Annotated in this window: 14 protein-coding genes; 3 read left to right on the forward strand and 11 right to left on the reverse strand. The window is 67.9% G+C overall.

The genetic code is table 11. The annotated features are described in order from the left end of the window. Positions 1–478: 478 nt before the first annotated feature. Together FBZ89_RS26070 and pepF are read right to left on the reverse strand one after the other, a co-directional pair. Positions 479–1,339, reverse strand: a complete 861-nt coding sequence (locus tag FBZ89_RS26070; protein WP_246172591.1) for a 50S ribosomal protein L11 methyltransferase — start codon at positions 1,337–1,339, stop codon at positions 479–481. 254 nt (positions 1,340–1,593) lie between these two features. Further along, on the reverse strand, positions 1,594–3,480 hold the full coding sequence (gene pepF / locus FBZ89_RS26075) for an oligoendopeptidase F (RefSeq protein WP_145753531.1): 1,887 nt from the start codon (positions 3,478–3,480) through the stop codon (positions 1,594–1,596). 213 nt (positions 3,481–3,693) lie between these two features. Here pepF and FBZ89_RS26080 point away from each other — a divergent pair, with 213 nt between their 5' ends. Beyond that, positions 3,694–5,289 (forward strand): tetratricopeptide repeat protein, encoded by a 1,596-nt coding sequence (locus tag FBZ89_RS26080; protein ID WP_145753532.1) that lies wholly within the window; start codon positions 3,694–3,696, stop codon positions 5,287–5,289. Here the strand turns inward: FBZ89_RS26080 and FBZ89_RS26085 are convergent. Both FBZ89_RS26085 and FBZ89_RS26090 read right to left on the reverse strand, forming a co-directional pair. Next, positions 5,286–6,386, reverse strand: a complete 1,101-nt coding sequence (locus tag FBZ89_RS26085; RefSeq protein WP_145753534.1) for a 2OG-Fe(II) oxygenase family protein — start codon at positions 6,384–6,386, stop codon at positions 5,286–5,288. The two genes, FBZ89_RS26080 and FBZ89_RS26085, sit on opposite strands and share 4 nt — an antisense overlap. 96 nt (positions 6,387–6,482) lie before the next feature. Next, a complete protein-coding gene (locus FBZ89_RS26090; RefSeq protein ID WP_145753536.1) occupies positions 6,483–7,127 on the reverse strand; it encodes a TetR/AcrR family transcriptional regulator in 645 nt (214 codons plus the stop codon). 156 nt (positions 7,128–7,283) lie between these two features. On the opposite strand from FBZ89_RS26090, the gene FBZ89_RS26095 reads away from it, so the two are divergent. Beyond that, the gene (locus FBZ89_RS26095) at positions 7,284–7,925 is read left to right on the forward strand and encodes a YbhB/YbcL family Raf kinase inhibitor-like protein (RefSeq protein ID WP_211115361.1); all 642 of its coding nucleotides are present in this window, start codon (positions 7,284–7,286) and stop codon (positions 7,923–7,925) included. An 18-nt stretch (positions 7,926–7,943) separates the two neighbouring features. On the opposite strand, the gene FBZ89_RS26100 is transcribed toward FBZ89_RS26095, so the two are convergent. Then, positions 7,944–10,274, reverse strand: coding sequence for an ATP-dependent helicase (locus FBZ89_RS26100; protein WP_145753608.1), 2,331 nt, complete (start codon positions 10,272–10,274; stop codon positions 7,944–7,946). Positions 10,275–10,590: 316 nt separating this feature from the next. On the opposite strand from FBZ89_RS26100, the gene FBZ89_RS26105 reads away from it, so the two are divergent. Next, the gene (locus FBZ89_RS26105; RefSeq protein ID WP_050898563.1) at positions 10,591–10,947 is read left to right on the forward strand and encodes a hypothetical protein; all 357 of its coding nucleotides are present in this window, start codon (positions 10,591–10,593) and stop codon (positions 10,945–10,947) included. Between the two features lie 185 nt (positions 10,948–11,132). Here the strand turns inward: FBZ89_RS26105 and FBZ89_RS26110 are convergent, their stop codons facing one another. From FBZ89_RS26110 to FBZ89_RS26135, 6 genes are all read right to left on the reverse strand, one after another. After that, on the reverse strand, positions 11,133–12,179 hold the full coding sequence (locus FBZ89_RS26110) for a GGDEF domain-containing protein (RefSeq protein WP_145753538.1): 1,047 nt from the start codon (positions 12,177–12,179) through the stop codon (positions 11,133–11,135). Positions 12,180–12,521: 342 nt separating this feature from the next. Further along, entirely contained in the window at positions 12,522–12,869 is a 348-nt protein-coding gene (locus tag FBZ89_RS31985) for a methyl-accepting chemotaxis protein (RefSeq protein WP_004273812.1), read from the reverse strand. Between the two features lie 265 nt (positions 12,870–13,134). Beyond that, a complete protein-coding gene (serA, locus tag FBZ89_RS26120; RefSeq protein WP_145753540.1) occupies positions 13,135–14,718 on the reverse strand; it encodes a phosphoglycerate dehydrogenase in 1,584 nt (527 codons plus the stop codon). A gap of 114 nt (positions 14,719–14,832) precedes the next feature. Continuing rightward, a complete protein-coding gene (locus tag FBZ89_RS26125; protein ID WP_145753541.1) occupies positions 14,833–16,002 on the reverse strand; it encodes a phosphoserine transaminase in 1,170 nt (389 codons plus the stop codon). Positions 16,003–16,307: 305 nt separating this feature from the next. Beyond that, on the reverse strand, positions 16,308–18,014 hold the full coding sequence (locus tag FBZ89_RS26130; RefSeq protein WP_246172592.1) for a hypothetical protein: 1,707 nt from the start codon (positions 18,012–18,014) through the stop codon (positions 16,308–16,310). Between the two features lie 385 nt (positions 18,015–18,399). Then, on the reverse strand, positions 18,400–19,206 hold the full coding sequence (locus tag FBZ89_RS26135) for a PhzF family phenazine biosynthesis protein (RefSeq protein WP_145753544.1): 807 nt from the start codon (positions 19,204–19,206) through the stop codon (positions 18,400–18,402). Between the last annotated feature and the right edge of the window lie 109 nt (positions 19,207–19,315).

Here is a 19,315-nt window from a genome sequence, read left to right on the forward strand (position 1 = left end):
GATCGGCGGCCGATTGATTTGGGGGACGAAGCTAGGACGCGGCACGCATGCGCGCAAGGACATGCGCCCGATGGCATCCCGGATGTCGCGGGCCGTACCCGTGACCACCCTAAAGCCCCCTTGCCGCCAGTGTAGGCGAGGCTTTTGACGTCATCAAATTTTTTGGTGGGAAAGCCCTCATGCGAGGGGGAGGGAAGCGTCGCGGCGGGGACCAACGCGGGGAGAAGACCCCCGCCGCGACTTACCGGCGCCGGTCGCCCGATGCCGTATCCGTCGGGCCGTCCGTCCGGGTGGACGGCGGTGCCCGAGGCCTTTGTGATACGCCCACGCCGCCGCCCCTGTCTGCCGCGTTTACACATGCGTTACATGAATTTACAGGCCTGAAAACGCCCCCGGAAACGACGAACGCCGGCCCTGGAGGGGACCGGCGTTCAACACCCTGAAATTTTTGGATCCTGAGACTTTTGGACTCGGGGGCTCAGCCCTTCATCACCAGCGTGTTCCACTCGCCGATCTGGTAGCGGCGCACCAGCTTGAGACCCTGGCGGCGGTGGGCGGCGATGACCAGCTTCTCCTGCCGGGCCAACAGGCCGGACAGCACGGCGACACCGCCCGGGCGCAGGTTGCGGCGCAGCTGCGGCGCCATGCGGGCCAGCGGCCGGGCCAGGATGTTGGCCACGATCAGGTCATAGGGGCCCTCCTGCCGCACGATGGGGGTGCGGTAGCCGTCGCCGCCGCGGCAGGTCACCAGCTTGTTCACCTTGTTCAGGCGGGCGTTCTCGGCGGCGATCATGATGGACAGGGCGTCGATGTCCACCGCCGCCACCGGGGCGTGCCACAGCTTGGCGATGGCGAAGGCCAGGATGCCGGAGCCGCAGCCCATGTCCAGCGCCCGGGTGACGGGCATGGACTTGTTGAGGTCGCTCAGCGCGCGCAGGCAGCCCTGGGTGGTGGCGTGCTCACCGGAGCCGAAGGCCATGGCGGCCTCGATCAGCAAGCCGATGGCACCGGCGGGCACCGGCTTCTTGTGGTGGCTGCCGTGGACGAAGAAGCGGCCGGCGCGGATGGGCGGGAAGCTGAGATAGGTCTGGGTCACCCAGTCGATGGGGGCCAGCGGCTCCACCTCGATCTGCGGCTGCGGCACGCCCAGGGCCATGGCCAGCACGGTGACGCGGGCCACCAGGCGGGACTGGTCGGGCTCGCCATGGCTGGTGCCCTCGATCAGCCAGTTGCCGCCCTCTTCCAGCTCGAAAGTGGACACGGCGTCGACATGGCTCTCCAGCACCTGGGCGAAGTTCTGCACCACATCCTCATGCACCGTCAGTGCGACCCGCCACATGCCCGACATCACCTACACTCCCGCACAATCATGAAAGCCCATGGCAAAAGGTTCCGGCGGGCTGCCCCGCCGGAACCTGCGCATTCTCTATAAACGGTGCTGATTCGCCTGTGAAGAACTTCATACTGGCCCCCTCAGTCGCCGGGCGCCCCCATCCGGGGGCTTGGGGTTCCTCAGTTTCCAGTCCACCACGTTCCCGGGAAACTTCCGGCGGACGCAGTCGCGTCCCACAGCGGCATATGCTGCCGCTGTTATCAGTCCTTCTGATCCAGCAACCGTTCCATCTCGGTGATGACGGCGTCCATGCGCCGCACCAGCGCCTGGTAGGGCGCGGGTGAGGCCATGTCCAGGCCGGCCTTCCTCAGCACGTTGACCGGATAGTCCGACCCGCCGGCCTTCAGCGCCGCCAGGTAGGTGTCGCGCGCCGCCGGACCGCCATCGCGGATCTTCTCCGTGAAGTAGGCGGAAGCCGAGATGGAGGTGGCGTACTGGTAGACGTAGAAGGGCCGGTAGAAATGGGGGATGAAGGCCCATTCCGCCGCGTACACCGGATCGATCTGCATCACGCCCTGGTCGGCGCCGTGGTACTTGCGCAGCAGGCCCAGATAGATCTCCGTCATGCGCTTGCCCGACATGGGCTCGCCCTTCTCCACCGCGTCATGCACCTGCAACTCGAACTCGGCGAACATGGTCTGGCGGAAGAAGGTGCCGCGGATGGTCTCCAGCTCATTGCCCAGATAGAGCAACTTTTCCTGCTTGGTCTTGGCGTTGGCCAGCATGTAGTCGGACAGCAGGAATTCGTTCGCCGTGGACGCGATCTCCGCCATGAACAGGGAATAACCCGCCAGCTCATAGGGCTGGGTGCGGTTGGCGAAAGTGGTGTGCATGGCGTGGCCCCATTCATGGGCCAGCGTGGAGACGGAGTTGTAGTTGTCCTGGTAATTCAGGAAGACCACGGGGTGCAGGCCGTAGACGCCCGTCTGATAGGCGCCGGACTGCTTGCCCTCCTGCGGGTAGGCATGCATCCATCGGTGACCGAAGCCATCGGCCAGCGCCTTCTGGTAATCGTCGCCCAGCGGCTTCACCGCCGCCAGCACCAGCTTCTCGCCCTCCTCGACGGGGAACTTGGCGTCGGACGACACCAGGGGCGGATAGATGTCGTAATAGTGCAGGTCAGGCAGGTTCAGCATGCGCTGCCGCAACTTGAAATAGCGGTGCAGCGTGGGCAGGCCCTTGTTGGCCTCCGCCGCCAGGGTGCGATAGACGCCCTCGGGAATATCATTGTTGGACAGCGAGGCCGCCACCGCCGACGGGTAATGGCGCAGCTTGGACTGGATGACGTCGCCCTGCACCGTGTTGCCCAGGGTGGAGCCCATGGTGTTGGAATATTGGCCGAACTTGGTCCAGAAGGCGTCGAACACGGCCTTGCGCACGGCGCGGTCCGGATCCTCGCGATACTTCTGGTAATTGGCCTGGGTCAGCTTCACCGACTGCCCGTTGGGAAGGGTGATGGTAGGCCAGTCGATGTCGGCGTTGGACAGCAGGTTGTAGGTGGTGCTGCTGCCGCCCAGCGCGGGGCTCAGCGCCGCCAGGACCCCTTCGGCCTCCGCCCCCAGGGTATGCGGCTTCAGGCGCAGCGCGTCATGCAGGGCGAAGCCGAACTTGGCCAGCTTGGGCTCGGCCTTCAGGTAGGCATCGACCTTGGCAACGCCCAGCGCCTGGATCTCCGGCGACAGCCAGGCGGTCGCGGCCGAGACCTCACCCGACAGGTCCTGGGCCAGGCCGTCCCGCTCCTGCGCCGGCGCGTCGCGCGTGTCGGTGCTGGCGATGGTGCTGGCGTAGGTGCCCACCTGCTCCAGCTCATGATAGACGCCATAGATGGCCTCCAGCGCCACCAGCGTGGCGGCCGGCCCCTTGGCCAGCGTGCCCTTGTACTTGGCCAGGCCCGGCAGTTCGGCCTTGATCTTGGCACGCGCCGCATCCCAGTCCGCCGGCGACTTGTAATAGTCGCTCAGGTCCCAGATGTATTTGGGATCGATCTTGGGATCGTCGGCGGCGCGCGCCGGCAGGGTCAGCGCCAGCAGGGAAACGGTGGACGCCGCCGCCAGGACGGCGCGGCGTAGAGTGATCTTGCCCGACATTAAGCAAAGCCCCCGATGTTCATGGGCGGAAGCCGGCGACACGGGCTTCCGCAGGTTGGCCCTTTATATCAGGCACTTGCGGCCAAGGCGCGGGATGGTTTGTAACACGGGCGTAACGGCGACGTCCCGCGCGCCTCGCATCCAATTGCCTTGAATTGCCGCCGGGCAGCCGGTCTTATCACGGCACGCCACGGCACGGACCCGGCCCCAGAGATGAGCACCCCCGCAGCCCTGTTCCGAGAAGCGTTGATCGCGCACCGCGCAGGTGACCTGTCCCGCGCGGCGGCGGCCTATCAGCGGCTGATCGAGCAGACGGGGCCGGAGCGGCAAGAGCACCGCGACGCGCTCGGCAACCTGGGCGCCCTGCGCCTGGCCCAAGGTGATGCCGCCGAGGCCGACCGCCTGTTCCAGGCGGGCTTGGTCCTGGCACCCCTCGACGCCGCCCTGCTGGACAACCGGGGCATCGCGCTGAAGGCCCTGGACCGGCTGGCCGAGGCGGCGGACCACCACCGCCAGGCCATCGCCGCCAACCCCAGCCATACCAACGCCTACGGCAATCTGGGCGTCTGCCTGACGGAACAGGGCGACCTGCAGGGTGCCCGGCGCTGCCTGGAACGGGCGGTGGCGCTGGCCCCGGGCGGCGCCGATTCCTGGCACAATCTGGGCAAGGTGCATGAGGGACTGGGCGATAGCCCCGCCGCCATCCAAGCCTACCGCCACGCGGTGGCGGCGGACGCGGCCCACCGGCCCGCCTGGATCAATTTGGGCACGATCCTGGATCACACCGGCGACAGCATGGGCGCGCTCGCCGCCTATGATGCTGGCCTGGCGCTGGCTCCCACCGACCCCAAGATCCGATGGAACCGGTCGCAAGTCCTGCTGAAACTGGGCCGCCTGGCCGAGGGCTGGGCCGAAGCCGAATGGCGCTGGACGGGCAATGCGGGCCTGGCGGCGCAGCGCCGTCCCTTCACCATACCCCTGTGGGCAGGTGAGGATTTGGGCGGCGGCACCTTGCTGATCCATTCCGAACAGGGCTGGGGCGACACCTTGCAGATGCTGCGCTTCCTGGCGCCCGCGGCGCGGGCCGCCAATGCGCGCCTGGTGGTGGAGACGCGGGCGGAACTGATCCGGCTGATCGAGGCCAGCTGGGATTTGCTGGGCCTGGCCGAAGCTGCCCCTGTCCTGTTGCCCCTGGCGGCGGATTTTCCCGGCGTCGGCGGCCTGCCTCCGGCCGACGCCCACCTGCCGATGATGAGCCTGCCCGGACGCCTGGGCGTCACGCTCGATACTCTGCCCGGCGGGCCGGTCCCCTATTTGCGGGCACCGGAAGACAGCCGCCGGCGATGGGCCCCGCGCATCGCGGAGGGCCGGAACGGCCGGCGCCTGACCGCCGGGCTGGTCTGGCAGGGCAATCCCGGCCACTGGAACGACCGCCGCCGGTCCTTGCCGCCGGAAACGCTGGCGCCGCTGCTGCGCCGCGCGGACATCGCCTGGCACAGCCTGCAGAAGGATGGGGCGCCGGTGGCAGGGCTCATCCCCCTGGGACCGCACCTGACCGACTTCGCCGAGACGGCGGCGGCCGTCAACGCCCTAGACCTGGTCATCACCGTGGACACCGCCGTGGCCCACCTGGCGGGGGCCCTGGGGCGGCCCGCCTGGCTGCTGCTGCCCCACGTCGCGGAATGGCGCTGGATGGACGATCGCACGGACAGCCCCTGGTACCCGTCCATGCGCCTGTTCCGCCAGCCCGCGCCGGGCGATTGGCCGACCGTGGTGGCGGCGGTGGGGACGGCGCTGGATGCGCTTTAGTCGGTGGATCGGGCGTCGGCCTGGGCCGCCCATTCCCGGTATTCGCGCTGCTGCCGCTCCCCCGCCTCATCAAACAGGAAGGGCAGGTAGGCATAGCGGCGGCCCCGGGTGACCGGCAGGGCCTCATGCAGCAGGCTGCAGGAGAAGACCACGGCGCTGCCGGTGGGCGCGCGATAGGTGCGGGGGCCGAATTCGGGGAAACGCAATTCCCCGCCCTCATAATCTTCCGTGTTCAGGTTCAGGGTGACAGCGAAGCGGCGATGGGCGGTGCCGGCGGAGGTGTTGTCGCGGTGCGGCTTGAAATGGCCGCCCTCCTCCGCATCGTAACAGGCGACCACATGGCGTTCCATGCGCGTGGCCTCGAAGGCGAAGGCCTGGCGCACCTGGGGCAATAGACGACGGGCGACGCGTTGGGTCGCCGCCTGGCACAGCGCCTCCTCCTCCATGAAATAGTCGCGGCGGCGCTTGCGGCTATAGTCGTAGACACCCACCAGCCGGCCATCGACCTCGTTCATCACGCCGGAATCCAGGCCGCCGCGATCCTGATGCAGGGCGATCAGCAGGCGGCAGAAGTCGGGCTCGAACACCCGGGGCACTATCAGCACGGGCGCCTGCACCGCCATGCCGGCGTGCAGATCCGGGGGCGGCAGGGCCGCCACCGCTGACATCACCCGGTCCGCCTCTGCCGCCGGGGCCGCCATCAGGACCCGCAGGGTGGGATCCAGCAGCAGCCAGAAGCCGATGTGGCCGCCATCCGCGCCGACGGCCCCGTAGCCCCGGCTGAGGCTGGAATCATAATCCAGGAAATAGCGGATGCCCGGCAGCTGTGGCGTGACGCGGCCGGCGGCATCGTCGCCGGCGTCGGTGGTGACGCCGAAAAAGCAGACCCGGTCGTCATCGAACAGGGCGCGGTTCGCGGCGACCGCGCGCAGCATGCCGACACCCGCCGCCTCCCCGGCCGACGCGAAGAAGCCCAACAGCACGTGGCGGCCGGCCACCGTGTCCAGCGCGAACCGGGGATGCGCATGGGTGGGGCCGTTGAACCACGGCACGGGCTCGCCGCAGACGAAACGCTCCCAAGGACCTGATGCCGACATCGTTGAGCTGACTTCCTAACAGCGCCTCTGGATGGCCACCATAGCAGCAACCCGCCCCCCAGCCGCCAGGGACGTTCCGTCGCTGGCCGCCATACCTCAACCGCCGGCCATGGCCGCCGTCAGGTAAGCCCGCAAAACCAGCCGCATCTCCGCGATCAGGGCCGCCGCCTCGCCCTCCTCCGCCAATTCCGGGATGGCCTTCATCAGGTGCAGCAGCATGACGGAAACGACGGCCACCCGGTCCGCCGGCAAGGCCGGGGCGTAAGCCAACAGCACGCCGGCGATGTGGCCCCGAACGACACCGCGCAGGTATTGGCGCCGGTTATCGCAATCCACCCGGGCGTCCATCAGCACCTTCAGCGCCGTGCGTTCGCTTTTCAGCACCATCATCAGGTCCAGCAGGGCATCGACCAGGTCGCCCGCCGTCAGGTCGGGCGCCCGGGCGGCGATGGCGTCCAGGCCCGCCCCCGCCCGCTCGCCATAGCGGCGCAGCACCCCCTCGGCCAGCGCCTCCTTGGACGGGAAGAAACGGTAGAGCGACCCGATGGCCGTGCTGGATCGCGCCGCGATCTCCGTCATCGTGGCGGCGTCATAGCCTTTTTCCGCGAACACCACGGTGGCGGCGTCCAGCAGGGCGGCCACGCGCTGCCGCCCGCGCGCCCGCTTGGGCGCCCGCCCAGTCCCGTCGGGGGCGACATCCGGGGTGGCATCCGCCGCGGCTGTTGACTTTTGCGAGGACATCCTCAACTATCCGTTATGCGAGACCATCCTCGCATAACACGGGCCGCCGCCGCCGTCACCTCCTCACCTGGGCGCGCCCACTCGGGCACCCCCACTTGGGCACCCCCACTTGGGCACCACGTTGCCCCCTCACCACCCTGACGCGGGAGGAACCGCATGAGGACCACCCTGGACAGCGGCCTGCCCCCCTTGATCCTGGAGCGCGGCCACGGCATGCGCCCCGCCGCCCCGAAGCGCCATTGGCTGGGCCGCCTGCTGCGCGGCTTGCGGGCCGGGGATGCCCGCCTGGTCGTCAACCATCCCCTGGTGAAGGATGCGCCGGCCAGCCTGTGCCTCAGCAGCCCCGCCTTCGCCGAAGGCGCGGCCATTCCCCGGCACCATGCCGGCGGCGGCGTGGGCGAGAACCTGTCCCCGACGCTCACCTGGACGGGCGTGCCCGCCGGCACGGCGGCCTTGGCCCTGGTGATGCAGGACCCGGACGCGCCCTTGCCCCGGCCGGTGACCCACCTGCTGGCCACGGCCATCGCCCCCAAGCGCAAGGGTTTCGAAGAGGGGGAGCTGTGCCCCCAGGTGGGCAACGGCGTCATCCTGGGCCGGGGCCTGTTCGGCCGCGTCGGCTATGCCGGGCCGCGTCCGGTGCGCGGCCACGGCCCCCATCGCTACGTCTTCCAGCTGCTGGCCCTGGAACACCCGCTGGCCCTGCCGGATCTGCCCAGCCTGGCCGACCTGCTGGCGGCCCTGACGCCCCAGACCGTGCTGGCCTGGGGCACCCTGACCGGAACGTACGAGCGGGTGTGAGGCGCTGGTCCGCCGCCCTTATTTCCCTGCCTGGTCCGCCGGCACGACGAAGCTGTCCATGACCTTCTTCGTGCCGGAGTGTTCGAAGTAGATTTCCAGCTTGTCGTTCTCCACCGCCTTCACCACGCCGTAGCCGAACTTCTGGTGGAAGACGCGGGCGCCGGGGCGGAAGGGGGCGTCGGGGCGGGCGCGCGGGGTGACGTCCAGGGCCGTGCCCTCGATCAGGCGGCTGGTGCGGTTGCCGGCGGGCGCCTGGCGTCCCATGCGGTTGAAGCTGTCGCTGAAACTGTCGCCGCGGGCGCCCCAGGACGACCCGCCCCGGCTGTAGCCGCCGTCGGTGCCGCCGCCCATGCCCTGGCCCCAATGGCCGGAGGTGAGCCCGGGGTCGTTCTCCACCGTGATGTGGTCGTCCGGCAATTCGCCGATAAAGCGTGACGGCAGGCTGGTGGACCAGGTGCCGTGGATGCGGCGGTTGGCGGCGTGGCTGATGTAGACGCGCTTGCGGCCCCGGGTGATGCCGACATAGGCCAGCCGCCGCTCTTCCTCCAACCCCGCGATGCCGTTCTCATCCAGGGTGCGTTGGCTGGGGAACACCCCCTCCTCCCACCCGGGCAGGAAGACCACGTCGAACTCCAGGCCCTTGGCGCCGTGCAGGGTCATGATCGAGACCTGGGCGGAATCCACCGTCTCCGCATTCTCCATCACCAGGCTGACATGCTCGAGGAAGCCCAGCAGGTTTTCGAACTCGCCCATGGCGTTGACGAGTTCCTTGAGGTTTTCCAGGCGGCCCGGCGCCTCCGGCGTCTTGTCCTCCTGCCACATGCGGGTATAGCCGCTCTCATCCAGGATGGACTGGGCCAGGTCGGTGTGACGCACGGTGTCCATCTGCGCCCGCCACCGCGCGAAATCCTCCACCAAGCCGCGCAGGGTGCCGCGAACCTTGGGCTTCAGCTCATCCGTCTCGGTCAGGCGCCAGGTGGCCTCCAGCAACGGCACGCCCAGCACCCGGCTGGTCTGGTACAGCTGCTGGATGGTGGCGGGGCCGATGCCGCGCTTGGGCGTGTTGATGATGCGCTCGAACGCCAAATCGTCCGCCGGCTGCGCCACGACCCGCAGATAGGCCATGGCGTCGCGGATTTCCAGGCGCTCATAGAAGCGCTGGCCGCCCACCACGCGATAGGGCAGGCCGAGGGTGATGAAGCGCTCTTCGAACTCGCGGGTCTGGAAGCCGGCGCGCACCAGCACGGCCATCTGGTCCAGGCTGGTGCCCTTGCGCTGCAGCGCCTCCACCTCGTCACCCACCCAGCGCGCCTCGCTGTCGGCATCCCACAGGCCGCGCAGGCGCACCTTCTCCCCGCCCTCGGCCTCGGTCCACAGGGTCTTGCCCAGGCGGCCCTGGTTGTGGGCGATGACGCCGGCGGCAGCCCCCAGGATATGGCCGGTGGAGCGGTAGTTCTGTTCCAGGCGAATGACCTTGGCGCCGGGAAAATCCTGCTCGAACCGCAGGATGTTGCCCACCTCCGCCCCGCGCCAGCCGTAGATGGACTGGTCGTCGTCGCCGACGCAGCAGATGTTGTGATGCCCCTGGGCCAGCAGGCGCAGCCACAAATACTGCGCCACATTGGTGTCCTGGTACTCATCCACCAGGATGTAGCGGAACCGCCGATGGTAATCCGCCAGCACGTCCGGATGCGCCTGGAACAGGGTGATGTTGTGCATCAAGAGGTCGCCGAAGTCGCAGGCGTTCAGCGTGCGCAGGCGGTCCTGGTATTGGCGGTACAGGGTCAGCACCTTGCCGCCGGCGGCCTCCCCCGCGTCCTCGGGACGCAGGCGGTCGGGCGGCAGGGCCCGGTCCTTCCAGCGCTCGATGACCGACAGCAGCAGGCGGGCCGGCCACTTCTTGGCGTCCACGCCCTCCGCCTCCATCAGCTGCTTCAGCAGACGCAGCTGGTCGTCGGTGTCCAGGATGGTGAAGCTGGAGGTCAGGCCCACCAGCTCGGCATGGCGGCGCAGGATGCGGGCGGCCAGGGCGTGGAAGGTGCCCATCCACCAGCCCTCGGTGTCCATGCCCATCAACGCGCCCACGCGTTCCCGCATCTCGCGCGCCGCCTTGTTGGTGAAGGTGACGGCCAGGATGTTCCAGGGGCTGACGCGCCGGGTCATCAGCAGGTGGGCCAGGCGTGTGGTCAGGGCGCGGGTTTTCCCCGTGCCGGCGCCGGCCAGCACCAGGACGGGGCCGTCCAGCGTCTCCACCGCCTCGCGCTGCGCCGGGTTCAGCGCGTCGAGATAGGCGGGCGACCAGCCGGCGGGCAGAGGGGGGGGCGGAGCCGGGGCGGGGCGGGGCGTCATCACGGGAGTAGCGGCAGGCGGCACCGGCTCCGCCTTCTGCGGCTCGGCGGGCTTGGGGGCGGGCGGGTCCAGACGGGAAAACAGATCGGTCATGATGGGAACATATATAGCACAAGGCGCCGCTCGTCTGCCCCCGCGGTGACCTTTCCCCTGTTCTCTCCCTCTTTCGCCAGGGGTCCCCTCCCCTAAAGGCCGGGCACCTATCCCGTTGCACAAGAGGTTCATATGGTGGAAAGATAATGATCAACGTGATGAAGCCGTTCGTACGGTTCCGCAGCCCCTTCGGGCGGCGGCCGCCGAAGCGGGGAGTGAACCGATGAACCTGCGCTTGAACGACACCAAGACGCTGCAAGCGATCGGCATCCTGGCCGATGTCCTGGACGACCTGTCCGGGCCGGAGCGGCTGGAATGCCTGATGGCGGCCAATGCCCTGCGCCAGGTTCTGGAAACCCGGTCTGAGAATGCGTTGGTCTTCGCCCGCGAGGCGTTCGAGTCGCTGGAATCGGACGTGCGGCACCAGATCCACACTGACGCCACCGAGGCCGCCATCAAGGTGGTGGCCGCCACCCGGGCCCAGGGCACCCTGCGCGCCACCCGGGACCGCAAGTCGACCGGCAGCCCCTTCCTGGACGCCATCAACGCCGGCGGCATGAAGACCGAGCGCAAGTGGTGATCCAAATGGTGAGCGGGGCCGCCCGCCCCGTCCCCACCACCATATCGTCCTGATGTCGAAGGCTCCAACGGAGCGAAGCGACTAGGCCGCGACGGCGGCCGCCGGAGCCTTTCGGGAAGCGTCAGCGGACTGAAAGGTGAGGATAAGGTAAGCGGGCGGATGCCCGCGCCCGCCGTCTGAGGGCATCAAACAAAAGCCGCTTCGGTATCCACGTGGGCGCGCACTTGGTTACGGCCTTCGTGCTTGGCCATATAAAGCGCCTCGTCCGCGCGCTGGACGAAACGGCTCAGCGACTCCCCCGGCTCATACAGCGCCACGCCCACCGACAGGGTGATGTTGCCGATGGCAGCACCCGAGGTGCGCTTGACGATGCGGCGGTTGGCGATGGTGGCCCGCGTCTTCTCCGCGAAGGCCAGCGCCTCGTCCAGGGTGCATTCCGGCATGATGATAGCGAATTCCTCACCCCCGAAGCGGGCGGCGGTATCGCGGCCGCGCACGGAGTCCTTCAACGTGCGCCCCACCAGCTTGAGCACCTGGTCGCCCACGACGTGGCCGTGGTTGTCGTTGAACTTCTTGAAGAAATCGATGTCGATCATCAGCAGGCACAGGGGCCGGCCATCCTCCATGGCGGTAGCGGCGGCCTCGCGCAGGGCCTGGTCGAACTGCTTGCGGTTGGCCAGGTCCGTCAGGGCATCGGTCATGGCCTCGCGCCGCACGGTGTCCAGGTCGCGGCGCATGGTTTCCAGCTGCTGCGCGCTGTCGCTCAGCTGGGTCTGCAGGAACTGGTTGCGCACGGCCACGCGTTGCGCCTGTTCCGTCATGGCACGGATGACGCCGCGCAATTGATCCAGGGTGTCGGACAGGTCGACCTGGCCCTGGAACACCTTCAGGGCCGCGCCGAAATTGCCCACATCATTGCCGGCGGACGCGACGGCGCCGGTGACGCCGGCCAAGGCCTCGGTCAATTTCACGCCGATTTCCTGGATGGCCTGGATCTCGTCATCGGCGGCGAAGAACTTGTGATAGAGGTCGGCGCAGCGCGCCTCGGTGAAGGGGAGGCCGTTGCTGGCGATGATGTCCACCGCCCGGGTCAGGTCGGGATAACGGCCGCTACAGTAGGCGTACCAGACGGTGAAGTTGTGCGGGTGCGGGGCCACCGCCTCGGCGCGCATGCGCTCCATCGCCCGTTGGGCGAGGTGGCTGGCAGCCTGTGGTCCCTCCGCGAAAAGCACGTGCTCTCCCTACGCCATCTGGTCCGGGGCGCGTTCCACAGCCCCCCATGCGGGCTGGGCGGTTCTCGGTTCGCTACCCCTAAAGGTAGCCTTTTTCAGGACGGCCGCCCGCCGCCCCTACCCCGTAAGAATAAGTCACAAACAGCGGAGATGGAAACGACGGAAAATCGGAAAGAGTCGCCATATCCGAAATTGTTCGTTGCCTCCGAAGCGGCATCCCCCAAGGGCGCACTCAAAAAAGCGTGTGGCGCCCGCAAACAAACAGGCCCGCGCCTGAGGGTGCATCCCCCGCGCGGGCCCGCGAATACAAGGGCGACTCTTGACCGAGCCGCCGCAACCTTATCAGGCGGAGGTGATCGCCCGCTCGACCAGCTGGCCCAGGTGCTGGGTGCGCTTGGTCAGGCTCTGCAGCACGGCGGAGATTTCCGCGGTGGCGGCGGCGGTCTGGCCCGACAGGTTCTTCACTTCGCCGGCGACGACGGCGAAGCCCTTGCCCGCCTCGCCCGCGCGGGCGGCTTCGATGGTGGCGTTCAGGGCCAGCAGGTTGGTCTGCTTGGCGATGGCATCAATCTGCTGGGCGACGGTGCCCACCTTTTCGATCTCGGCGCGCAGGCCTTCCAGTTCCCGGCTGATTTCCTGGAGGGCGGAGGACAACTCGGTCTTCGACAGACTGGTGGGCGTGGAGCTCATCGATGGCACCTGAGGTTGATTAGGGTGTCGCTGGATCGGTGGCCGGGAATGATGGCCGGGTGTCCCCTGCCGGGACGGCCCCACCCGGTGCCTTCTAATACCACAGAAGAACAGGGGCCGGGACGCACAAAATCAACCCTTGCGCATATCGCCGGATTTATTTGGTTCGGTTCCGAAACAATCCTGACGCGAAGCTGTGGGCATAAGAAAAGGCCACCCCTGGTCCCCCGGGGGTGGCCTTCCTGATCATGACGCGGGTTCGGCCTCAGGCTTGGAAGCGCAGGGCCTTGGCGCGGACCACGCTGGGCAGGCTTTGGATGCGTTCCAGCAGCCCGTCCGCCACCTCCTGGTCCACCGACACCAGGGCGATGGCGTTGGCGCCGGCCTCGGTGCGGCCCAGGTGGAAGGTGGCGATGTTGACGCCGGCGTCGCCCAGGGTGGTGCCCAGCTTGCCGATGAAGCCGGGCTTGTCCTCGTTGCGGATGAACAGCATGTGCTCGCTCAGTTCCGCCTCGACCGGCACTTCCTCGATCTGCACGATGCGGGGCTTCTCGCCGCCGAACAGGGTGCCGGCCACGGTGCGGGTCGCCCGCTCGGTCTGCACCACCACGCGGATCAAGGTCTGATAGTCGGCGGCGTCATCCCGCTTGGTCTCCGCCACCTTGATGTCCCGCTCACGGGCGATGACGGGGGCGTTGACCATATTGACCGACGCCAGCAGGGGCGACAGCAGGCCCATGAGGACGATGGCGGTCAGCGGACGGGTGTTCAGGTCGGCGACCTGGCCCTCATACTCCACCGTCACCGACTTCAGGCCGGTCTCGGTGATCTGGCCGGCAAAGCCGCCCAGCTGCTCGGCCAGCTTCATGTAGGGCTTCAGCTTGGGCGCGTCCTCGGCCGAGACCGAGGGCATGTTCAGCGCGTTGACCACGGCACCGGTGACCAGGAAGTCGGACATCTGCTCGGCCACCTGCAGGGCCACGTTCTCCTGCGCCTCGGTGGTGGAGGCGCCCAGGTGCGGCGTGCAGATGATCTTCTCGTTGCCGAACAGGATGCTTTCCTTGGCCGGCTCTTCCGCGAACACGTCCAGGGCGGCGCCGGCGACATGGCCGCTGTCCAGCGCCGCCTTCAGGTCGGCCTCGACGATCAGGCCGCCGCGGGCGCAGTTGATGATGCGCACGCCCGGCTTGGTCTTGGCCAGGGCCTTGGCGTCCAGGACGTTGCGGGTGGCGTCGGTCAGCGGCGTGTGCAGGGTGATGAAGTCGGCGCGGCGCAGCAGTTCGTCCAGCTCCACCTTCTCCACGCCCAAATCCTGGGCGCGCTCGGCCGACAGGAAGGGGTCGAAGGCGACGACGCGCATCTTCAGGCCCACGGCGCGGTCGGCGACGATGGAGCCGATGTTGCCGCAGCCGATGACACCCAGGGTCTTGCCGTACAGCTCGACACCCATGAAGCGGTTCTTTTCCCACTTGCCGGCATGGGTGGAGGTGTTGGCGGCCGGGATTTCACGGGCCAGCGCGAACATCATGGCGATGGCGTGCTCGGCGGTGGTGATGGAATTGCCGAACGGGGTGTTCATGACCACCACGCCGCTGGCGGTGGCGGCGGGCACGTCCACGTTGTCGACGCCGATGCCGGCGCGGCCGACCACCTTCAGGTTGGTGGCGACGGCCAGCACTTCCTTGGTGACCTTGGTGGATGAGCGGATGGCCAGGCCATCGTACTTGCCGATGATGGCCTTCAGCTCATCGGGCTTCAGGCCGGTGATGACATCGACCTCGACGCCGCGCTCCTTGAAAATCTCGACGGCGCGGGGGCTCAGGCTGTCCGAAATGAGAACCTTGGGCATGGCTCTGCGATCCTTCTGCAGGATGGGCCGGCGCCGCCCCCGGATGGACTCCGGGTGTTCAGGGCGGCGCCAGGCCGTATGTCGGGAAAGGCGTGTAAGACGCTAAGGCTCGGCTCAGGCGACCAGTTCGGCCGCGACCGTGGCGTAGGCCCAATCGATCCAGGGCAGCAGCGCCTGGACGTCGGACCGCTCCACCGTGGCGCCGCCCCAAATGCGCAGGCCGGGCGGGGCGTCGCGGTAGGCGCCGGCGTCCAGCGCCACGCCTTCCTTTTCCAGCAGGGACGCCACCTTCTTCGCCACCTCAGCCTGGACTTCCGGCGTCTGGCCGGCCAGCTTCGGGTCGGCGAACTTCAGACAGATGGAGGTGCAGGAGCGGGTGGCGGGCACCTCGGCCAGGAAGGCCGCGGTGGTGCCGGCGGCAACCCAATCGGCCACGGCGGCCAGGTTGCTTTCGGACCGTTCGATCAGGCCCTTCAGGCCGCCCACGGACTCGGCCCAGCGCAGGCCGTCCAGAGCATCTTCCACCGCCAGCATGGACGGGGTGTTGATGGTCTCGCCCTTGAAGATGCCTTCGACGATCTTGCCGTCCTTGGTCATGCGGAAGATCTTGGGCAGCGGCCAGGCCGGCTTGTAGCTTTCCAGGCGGGCGACGGCGCGAGGGCTCAGCACCAGCATGCCGTGGGCCGCCTCACCACCCAGCACCTTCTGCCAGGACCAGGTGACGACATCCAGCTTGTCCCAGGGCAGGTCCATGGCAAACGCGGCGGAGGTCGCGTCGCAGATGGCCAGGCCTTCGCGGTCGGCCGCGATCCAGTCACCATCGGGCACGCGCACGCCGGAGGTGGTGCCGTTCCAGGTGAAGACCACGTCGTTCTTGAAGTCGACCTGCGCCAGGTCGGGCAGCTTGCCGTAGCCGGCGGTGAAGGTGCGGGCGTCGGCCAGCTTCAGCTGCTTCACGACGTCGGTCACCCAATCCTTGCCGAAGCTTTCCCAGGCGACCATGTCGACGCCCCGGGCGCCCAGCAGCGACCACAGGGCCATTTCCACGGCGCCGGTGTCGGAGGCCGGGACGATACCGATGCGGTAGTCGGCCGGGATGTTCAGCAGGGCACGGCTGCGGTCGATGACCTCTTGCAGCTTGGCCTTGCCGGGCTTGGACCGGTGCGAGCGGCCCACCAGGGCACCCTTCAAGGCTTCCAGCGTCCAACCCGGACGCTTGGCGCAAGGACCAGAGGAGAAATTCGGATTCGACGGCCGGCTCTCGGGCTTCGGCGGTACGGTCATGATGCTATTCCTTGCAGAATAGTTGCGCCTCGTTGGGGAGGCGTGTCCCGCCGCGGACCTTATGGGCGCCGCGCAAGAACGTCAATCATGACGGCATGGCGGCGACACATTGCTGCCATGCCAGAACGCATCGCGAAACATCCTTTCGAATAAGATGCCCGACCTACCAGCAGCATGGGCTGCACCCAGGCCGCCATAGGACGCGACCGCGTCCGCCGGACCTTTTCGGGGGACACAGTGGACCGAAAAGGGAGGATCAGCCAAGCCGCCGGATGGCGGCGCCCGGCGCCTGAGGGACCAGGAAACTAAGCCGCCGCGTGGGGAATCAGGGCCGGGGGAACCAGCCGGCTCGCCGCCAAATTCTCACACAGCTTGAAATAGTTGTCCCGCCGCTCCGTGGCGCTCTCGAATCGCTCCAGGTAGTTCAGGATGAACTCCGGCCGGCGCAGGGCGGTGGTCAGCGTCTCGCTGGCGAAGGTGCGGGCCCTACCCTCCGGCAGGCCGCCACAGGTGTTGATCAGGGCCAGCATGCGGTCGGCGAAGCCCATGGCCTGGTTGCCGACGATCTCCGTCCGCACCGTCTCGAACAGGGCGCTGTCCAGGATGTCCAGCATCTCCCGCTTGGAGGTTTCCGGCAGGCCGGCGTTCTGGATGCGGTCGGACAGTTCGCTCAGCGGCTGGATGATGTCCATGCGCCGATTCTGGCAGCCCATGTCCCAGACGATGTCGTCCGGCACGATGAGGGAGCGCAGGTAGGGCGCCAGCTTGGCCTTGGCCTGGCGGCCCGGCGCCATGTTCACCAGGCTCAGGATCAGGTTGATCTTGGAATAGGTGCCGCGGGCCAGGGCCATGACATCCGACATGGCTTCCGGCTGGATCAGCTTGTCGGCGCGCAGCGCGATGGCTTCCTGGATTTCCTCGTCATTCACCAGGGCGGGTGCCGTGACCTTCAGATGGTCCTGGATGCGCACCAGGGCGCGCAATTCGTCCTGAATGTTGCGCTCGCCATGGAACGGCAGGCGGGCGTGCAGGTGGCGCAGCAGGCCCAGGCGCAGCTCCGCCAGCGTGCGCGGCAGCACACCCTGCGCCAGCAGTTCCGACAGGGTGATGACGCCCGGCAGGTGGCTGCCGGCGGCGTCCATCTCCACCTTGCCCAGCTTGCCGACGTACAGGTTGATGGCGTTCAGCACCAGTTCGATGCGGTCGGCCTCCTTCCCCACCAGCTCCCGCAAAGCCAGGGAGGAGCCCATGATCTCGGCGGCGATGCTGTCGATGATGCGCATCTCGCGCACCGTCAGCTCGGGGCTGAACAGGCGGAACAGCCGGTCCAGCTTTTCCATCCACGTCTTGCAGCCGGCAAGATAGGCGGCGGTGGCGCGATAGAGGCCGGGGATGGGGTCCGCCCCGCCGGCGGCCAGCTTGTCCGACAACGCCTTCAGGCCGCCCGGCACCAGCGGCGGCACGGGGTTGCCCTTGGCCTTGGCCAACAGACGGCTGAGGCCGTCGTCCACCATGGCCATCAGTTCCTTCATGCGCGACACGGCGCTTTGCTGGCTGCCGCGCACCTGCTGGCTGGCCAGGCGTTGCAGCGCGCCCTGGACCAGCGTGCCGGCGTTGTCCAGCGCGCGGGCCGCCACCTCGTAATACAGCACTTCCAGCGGGGTCACGCGCACATCGTCCAGATAGCGGGCGAACAGGCCACGGATGACCTGCCGCTGGACGTCGCCGGTGAAATCCTCCGGCTTGTCGCACCAGGAGGCGTCGCGACCGGGGTTGGCGATCTGCAGCGGGTCGGTTTCCGCCACACCGGGACGCAAGCGCTTGCGCACGGTGATGTGGTTCTTGAAGTCGTGATCCAGATAATCACGGCGGCGCACGATGCGCACGCCATCGACCTCCTTGCGGTCGATCAGCAGGGCCGCCGCCGGCTCAATCTGCCGCAGGTCAGGCCCTTCCTTGACCAGAAGCCACTGGTCATTGTGCAGGCTGTGCAGCTCGAACGCGGTTTTCACCGTTCCGACCAGTTGCTGATGCCTTTCCACCGGGACCCTGGCTCCAACGAATAGCTGGGCTCGGCCGTAGTGTTAATACAGCTTGAACGCCCGGTTTTATGAATGCGTCGCGCATCATCCCGCATCCACAGGGCCGGGTAAACGGCTATGTCGGCAACCACCCCTTCCGTAACCGGCATGCCGGCGAAAAACGGAGGAATTTCGCACCCTGTGGTCGGGGTCACCCGGAGCGGAAGGGTCAAACCATCGGTTGGGGGCAGACCGACCGATGCCATACCCCTTCCGACTCCGAAGCATTCGGGCATCCTCCCCAAAAGGTGGGGGCCGGATCAATCGGCTGAATGGCATAGGCCGCTTCCCCGCGCAGTGAGAAGCGGACCCACGGTCAGATGTGGATGTGCCCCTCCAGGAACAGGACCGCGTCGCCGCCGATGCGCACACGGTCGCCGTCCAGCCGGCAGCTAAGCGTTCCGCCCCGCCGCGATACCTGGCGGGCGGACAGCCGGTCGGCACCCAGGCGATGCGCCCAATAGGGGATGAGGGTGCAATGGGCCGACCCCGTCACCGGGTCTTCCGGCACGCCCTTGGCCGGCGCGAAGAAGCGGGAGACGAAATCCACGCCCGGCTCGTCCCCCGGCGCGGTGACGATGACGGCGAAACGGTCGATGCCCAGCAGGCCGGCCATGTCGGGGGTCAAGGCGCGCACGGCGGCGGCATCGTCGTAGACCACCAGGTAATCCCGTGCCGCCAGGATGGCGGCGGGCGCCGGCCCGCCCAGGGCCGCGACCAGGCCCTCATGCACCCTGTCCGGGGTCTGAGGCGGGCGGGCGGGAAAGTCCAGGGTCAACCGCCCCTCCTCCCGCGCCACGGTCAGCAAGCCGGCCTTCTGGGTGCGGAACACCACGCGCTCCGTGCCCGGGTGCAGGATGTTCATCATCAGGTGGGCGGTGGCCAGGGTGGCGTGGCCGCACAAATCCACCTCCACCGCCGGGGTGAACCAGCGCAGGCCCCAGGCGCCGTCGTCCTGCGGCCCCGGCGGCACGAAGAAGGCCGTCTCCGACAGGTTGTTCTCCATGGCGATGGCCTGCAGCGCCGCATCCGGGAGCCAGGCGTCCAGCGGCACCACGGCGGCGGGGTTGCCGCCGAACGCGGCGCTGGTGAAGGCGTCGATCTGATAGATGGGCAGGCGCATGGCGGAACCTCCTCCGGCAGGGCGGCAATGACAGTGTCGACGCGTGAAGGCGGATGACAATGGGGACAATTCCGGAATAGAACAGAGACACTTCTTCATCAATGCCGAT

The organism is Nitrospirillum amazonense, assembly GCF_007828045.1.
Taxonomy (GTDB): Bacteria; Pseudomonadota; Alphaproteobacteria; order Azospirillales; family Azospirillaceae; genus Nitrospirillum; species Nitrospirillum amazonense_C.

What these genes read in the sequence shown, in the direction of transcription:
- FBZ89_RS26070 (WP_246172591.1), bottom strand. Translation starts at nt 1,339, where the DNA reads ATGTGGCGGGTCGCACTGACGGTGCATGAGGATGTGGTGCAGAACTTC.
- pepF (WP_145753531.1), bottom strand. Translation starts at nt 3,480, where the DNA reads ATGTCGGGCAAGATCACTCTACGCCGCGCCGTCCTGGCGGCGGCGTCC.
- FBZ89_RS26080 (WP_145753532.1), top strand. Translation starts at nt 3,694, where the DNA reads ATGAGCACCCCCGCAGCCCTGTTCCGAGAAGCGTTGATCGCGCACCGC.
- FBZ89_RS26085 (WP_145753534.1), bottom strand. Translation starts at nt 6,386, where the DNA reads ATGTCGGCATCAGGTCCTTGGGAGCGTTTCGTCTGCGGCGAGCCCGTG.
- FBZ89_RS26090 (WP_145753536.1), bottom strand. Translation starts at nt 7,127, where the DNA reads ATGTCCTCGCAAAAGTCAACAGCCGCGGCGGATGCCACCCCGGATGTC.
- FBZ89_RS26095 (WP_211115361.1), top strand. Translation starts at nt 7,284, where the DNA reads ATGAGGACCACCCTGGACAGCGGCCTGCCCCCCTTGATCCTGGAGCGC.
- FBZ89_RS26100 (WP_145753608.1), bottom strand. Translation starts at nt 10,274, where the DNA reads ATGACGCCCCGCCCCGCCCCGGCTCCGCCCCCCCCTCTGCCCGCCGGC.
- FBZ89_RS26105 (WP_050898563.1), top strand. Translation starts at nt 10,591, where the DNA reads ATGAACCTGCGCTTGAACGACACCAAGACGCTGCAAGCGATCGGCATC.
- FBZ89_RS31985 (WP_004273812.1), bottom strand. Translation starts at nt 12,869, where the DNA reads ATGAGCTCCACGCCCACCAGTCTGTCGAAGACCGAGTTGTCCTCCGCC.
- serA (WP_145753540.1), bottom strand. Translation starts at nt 14,718, where the DNA reads ATGCCCAAGGTTCTCATTTCGGACAGCCTGAGCCCCCGCGCCGTCGAG.
- FBZ89_RS26125 (WP_145753541.1), bottom strand. Translation starts at nt 16,002, where the DNA reads ATGACCGTACCGCCGAAGCCCGAGAGCCGGCCGTCGAATCCGAATTTC.
- FBZ89_RS26135 (WP_145753544.1), bottom strand. Translation starts at nt 19,206, where the DNA reads ATGCGCCTGCCCATCTATCAGATCGACGCCTTCACCAGCGCCGCGTTC.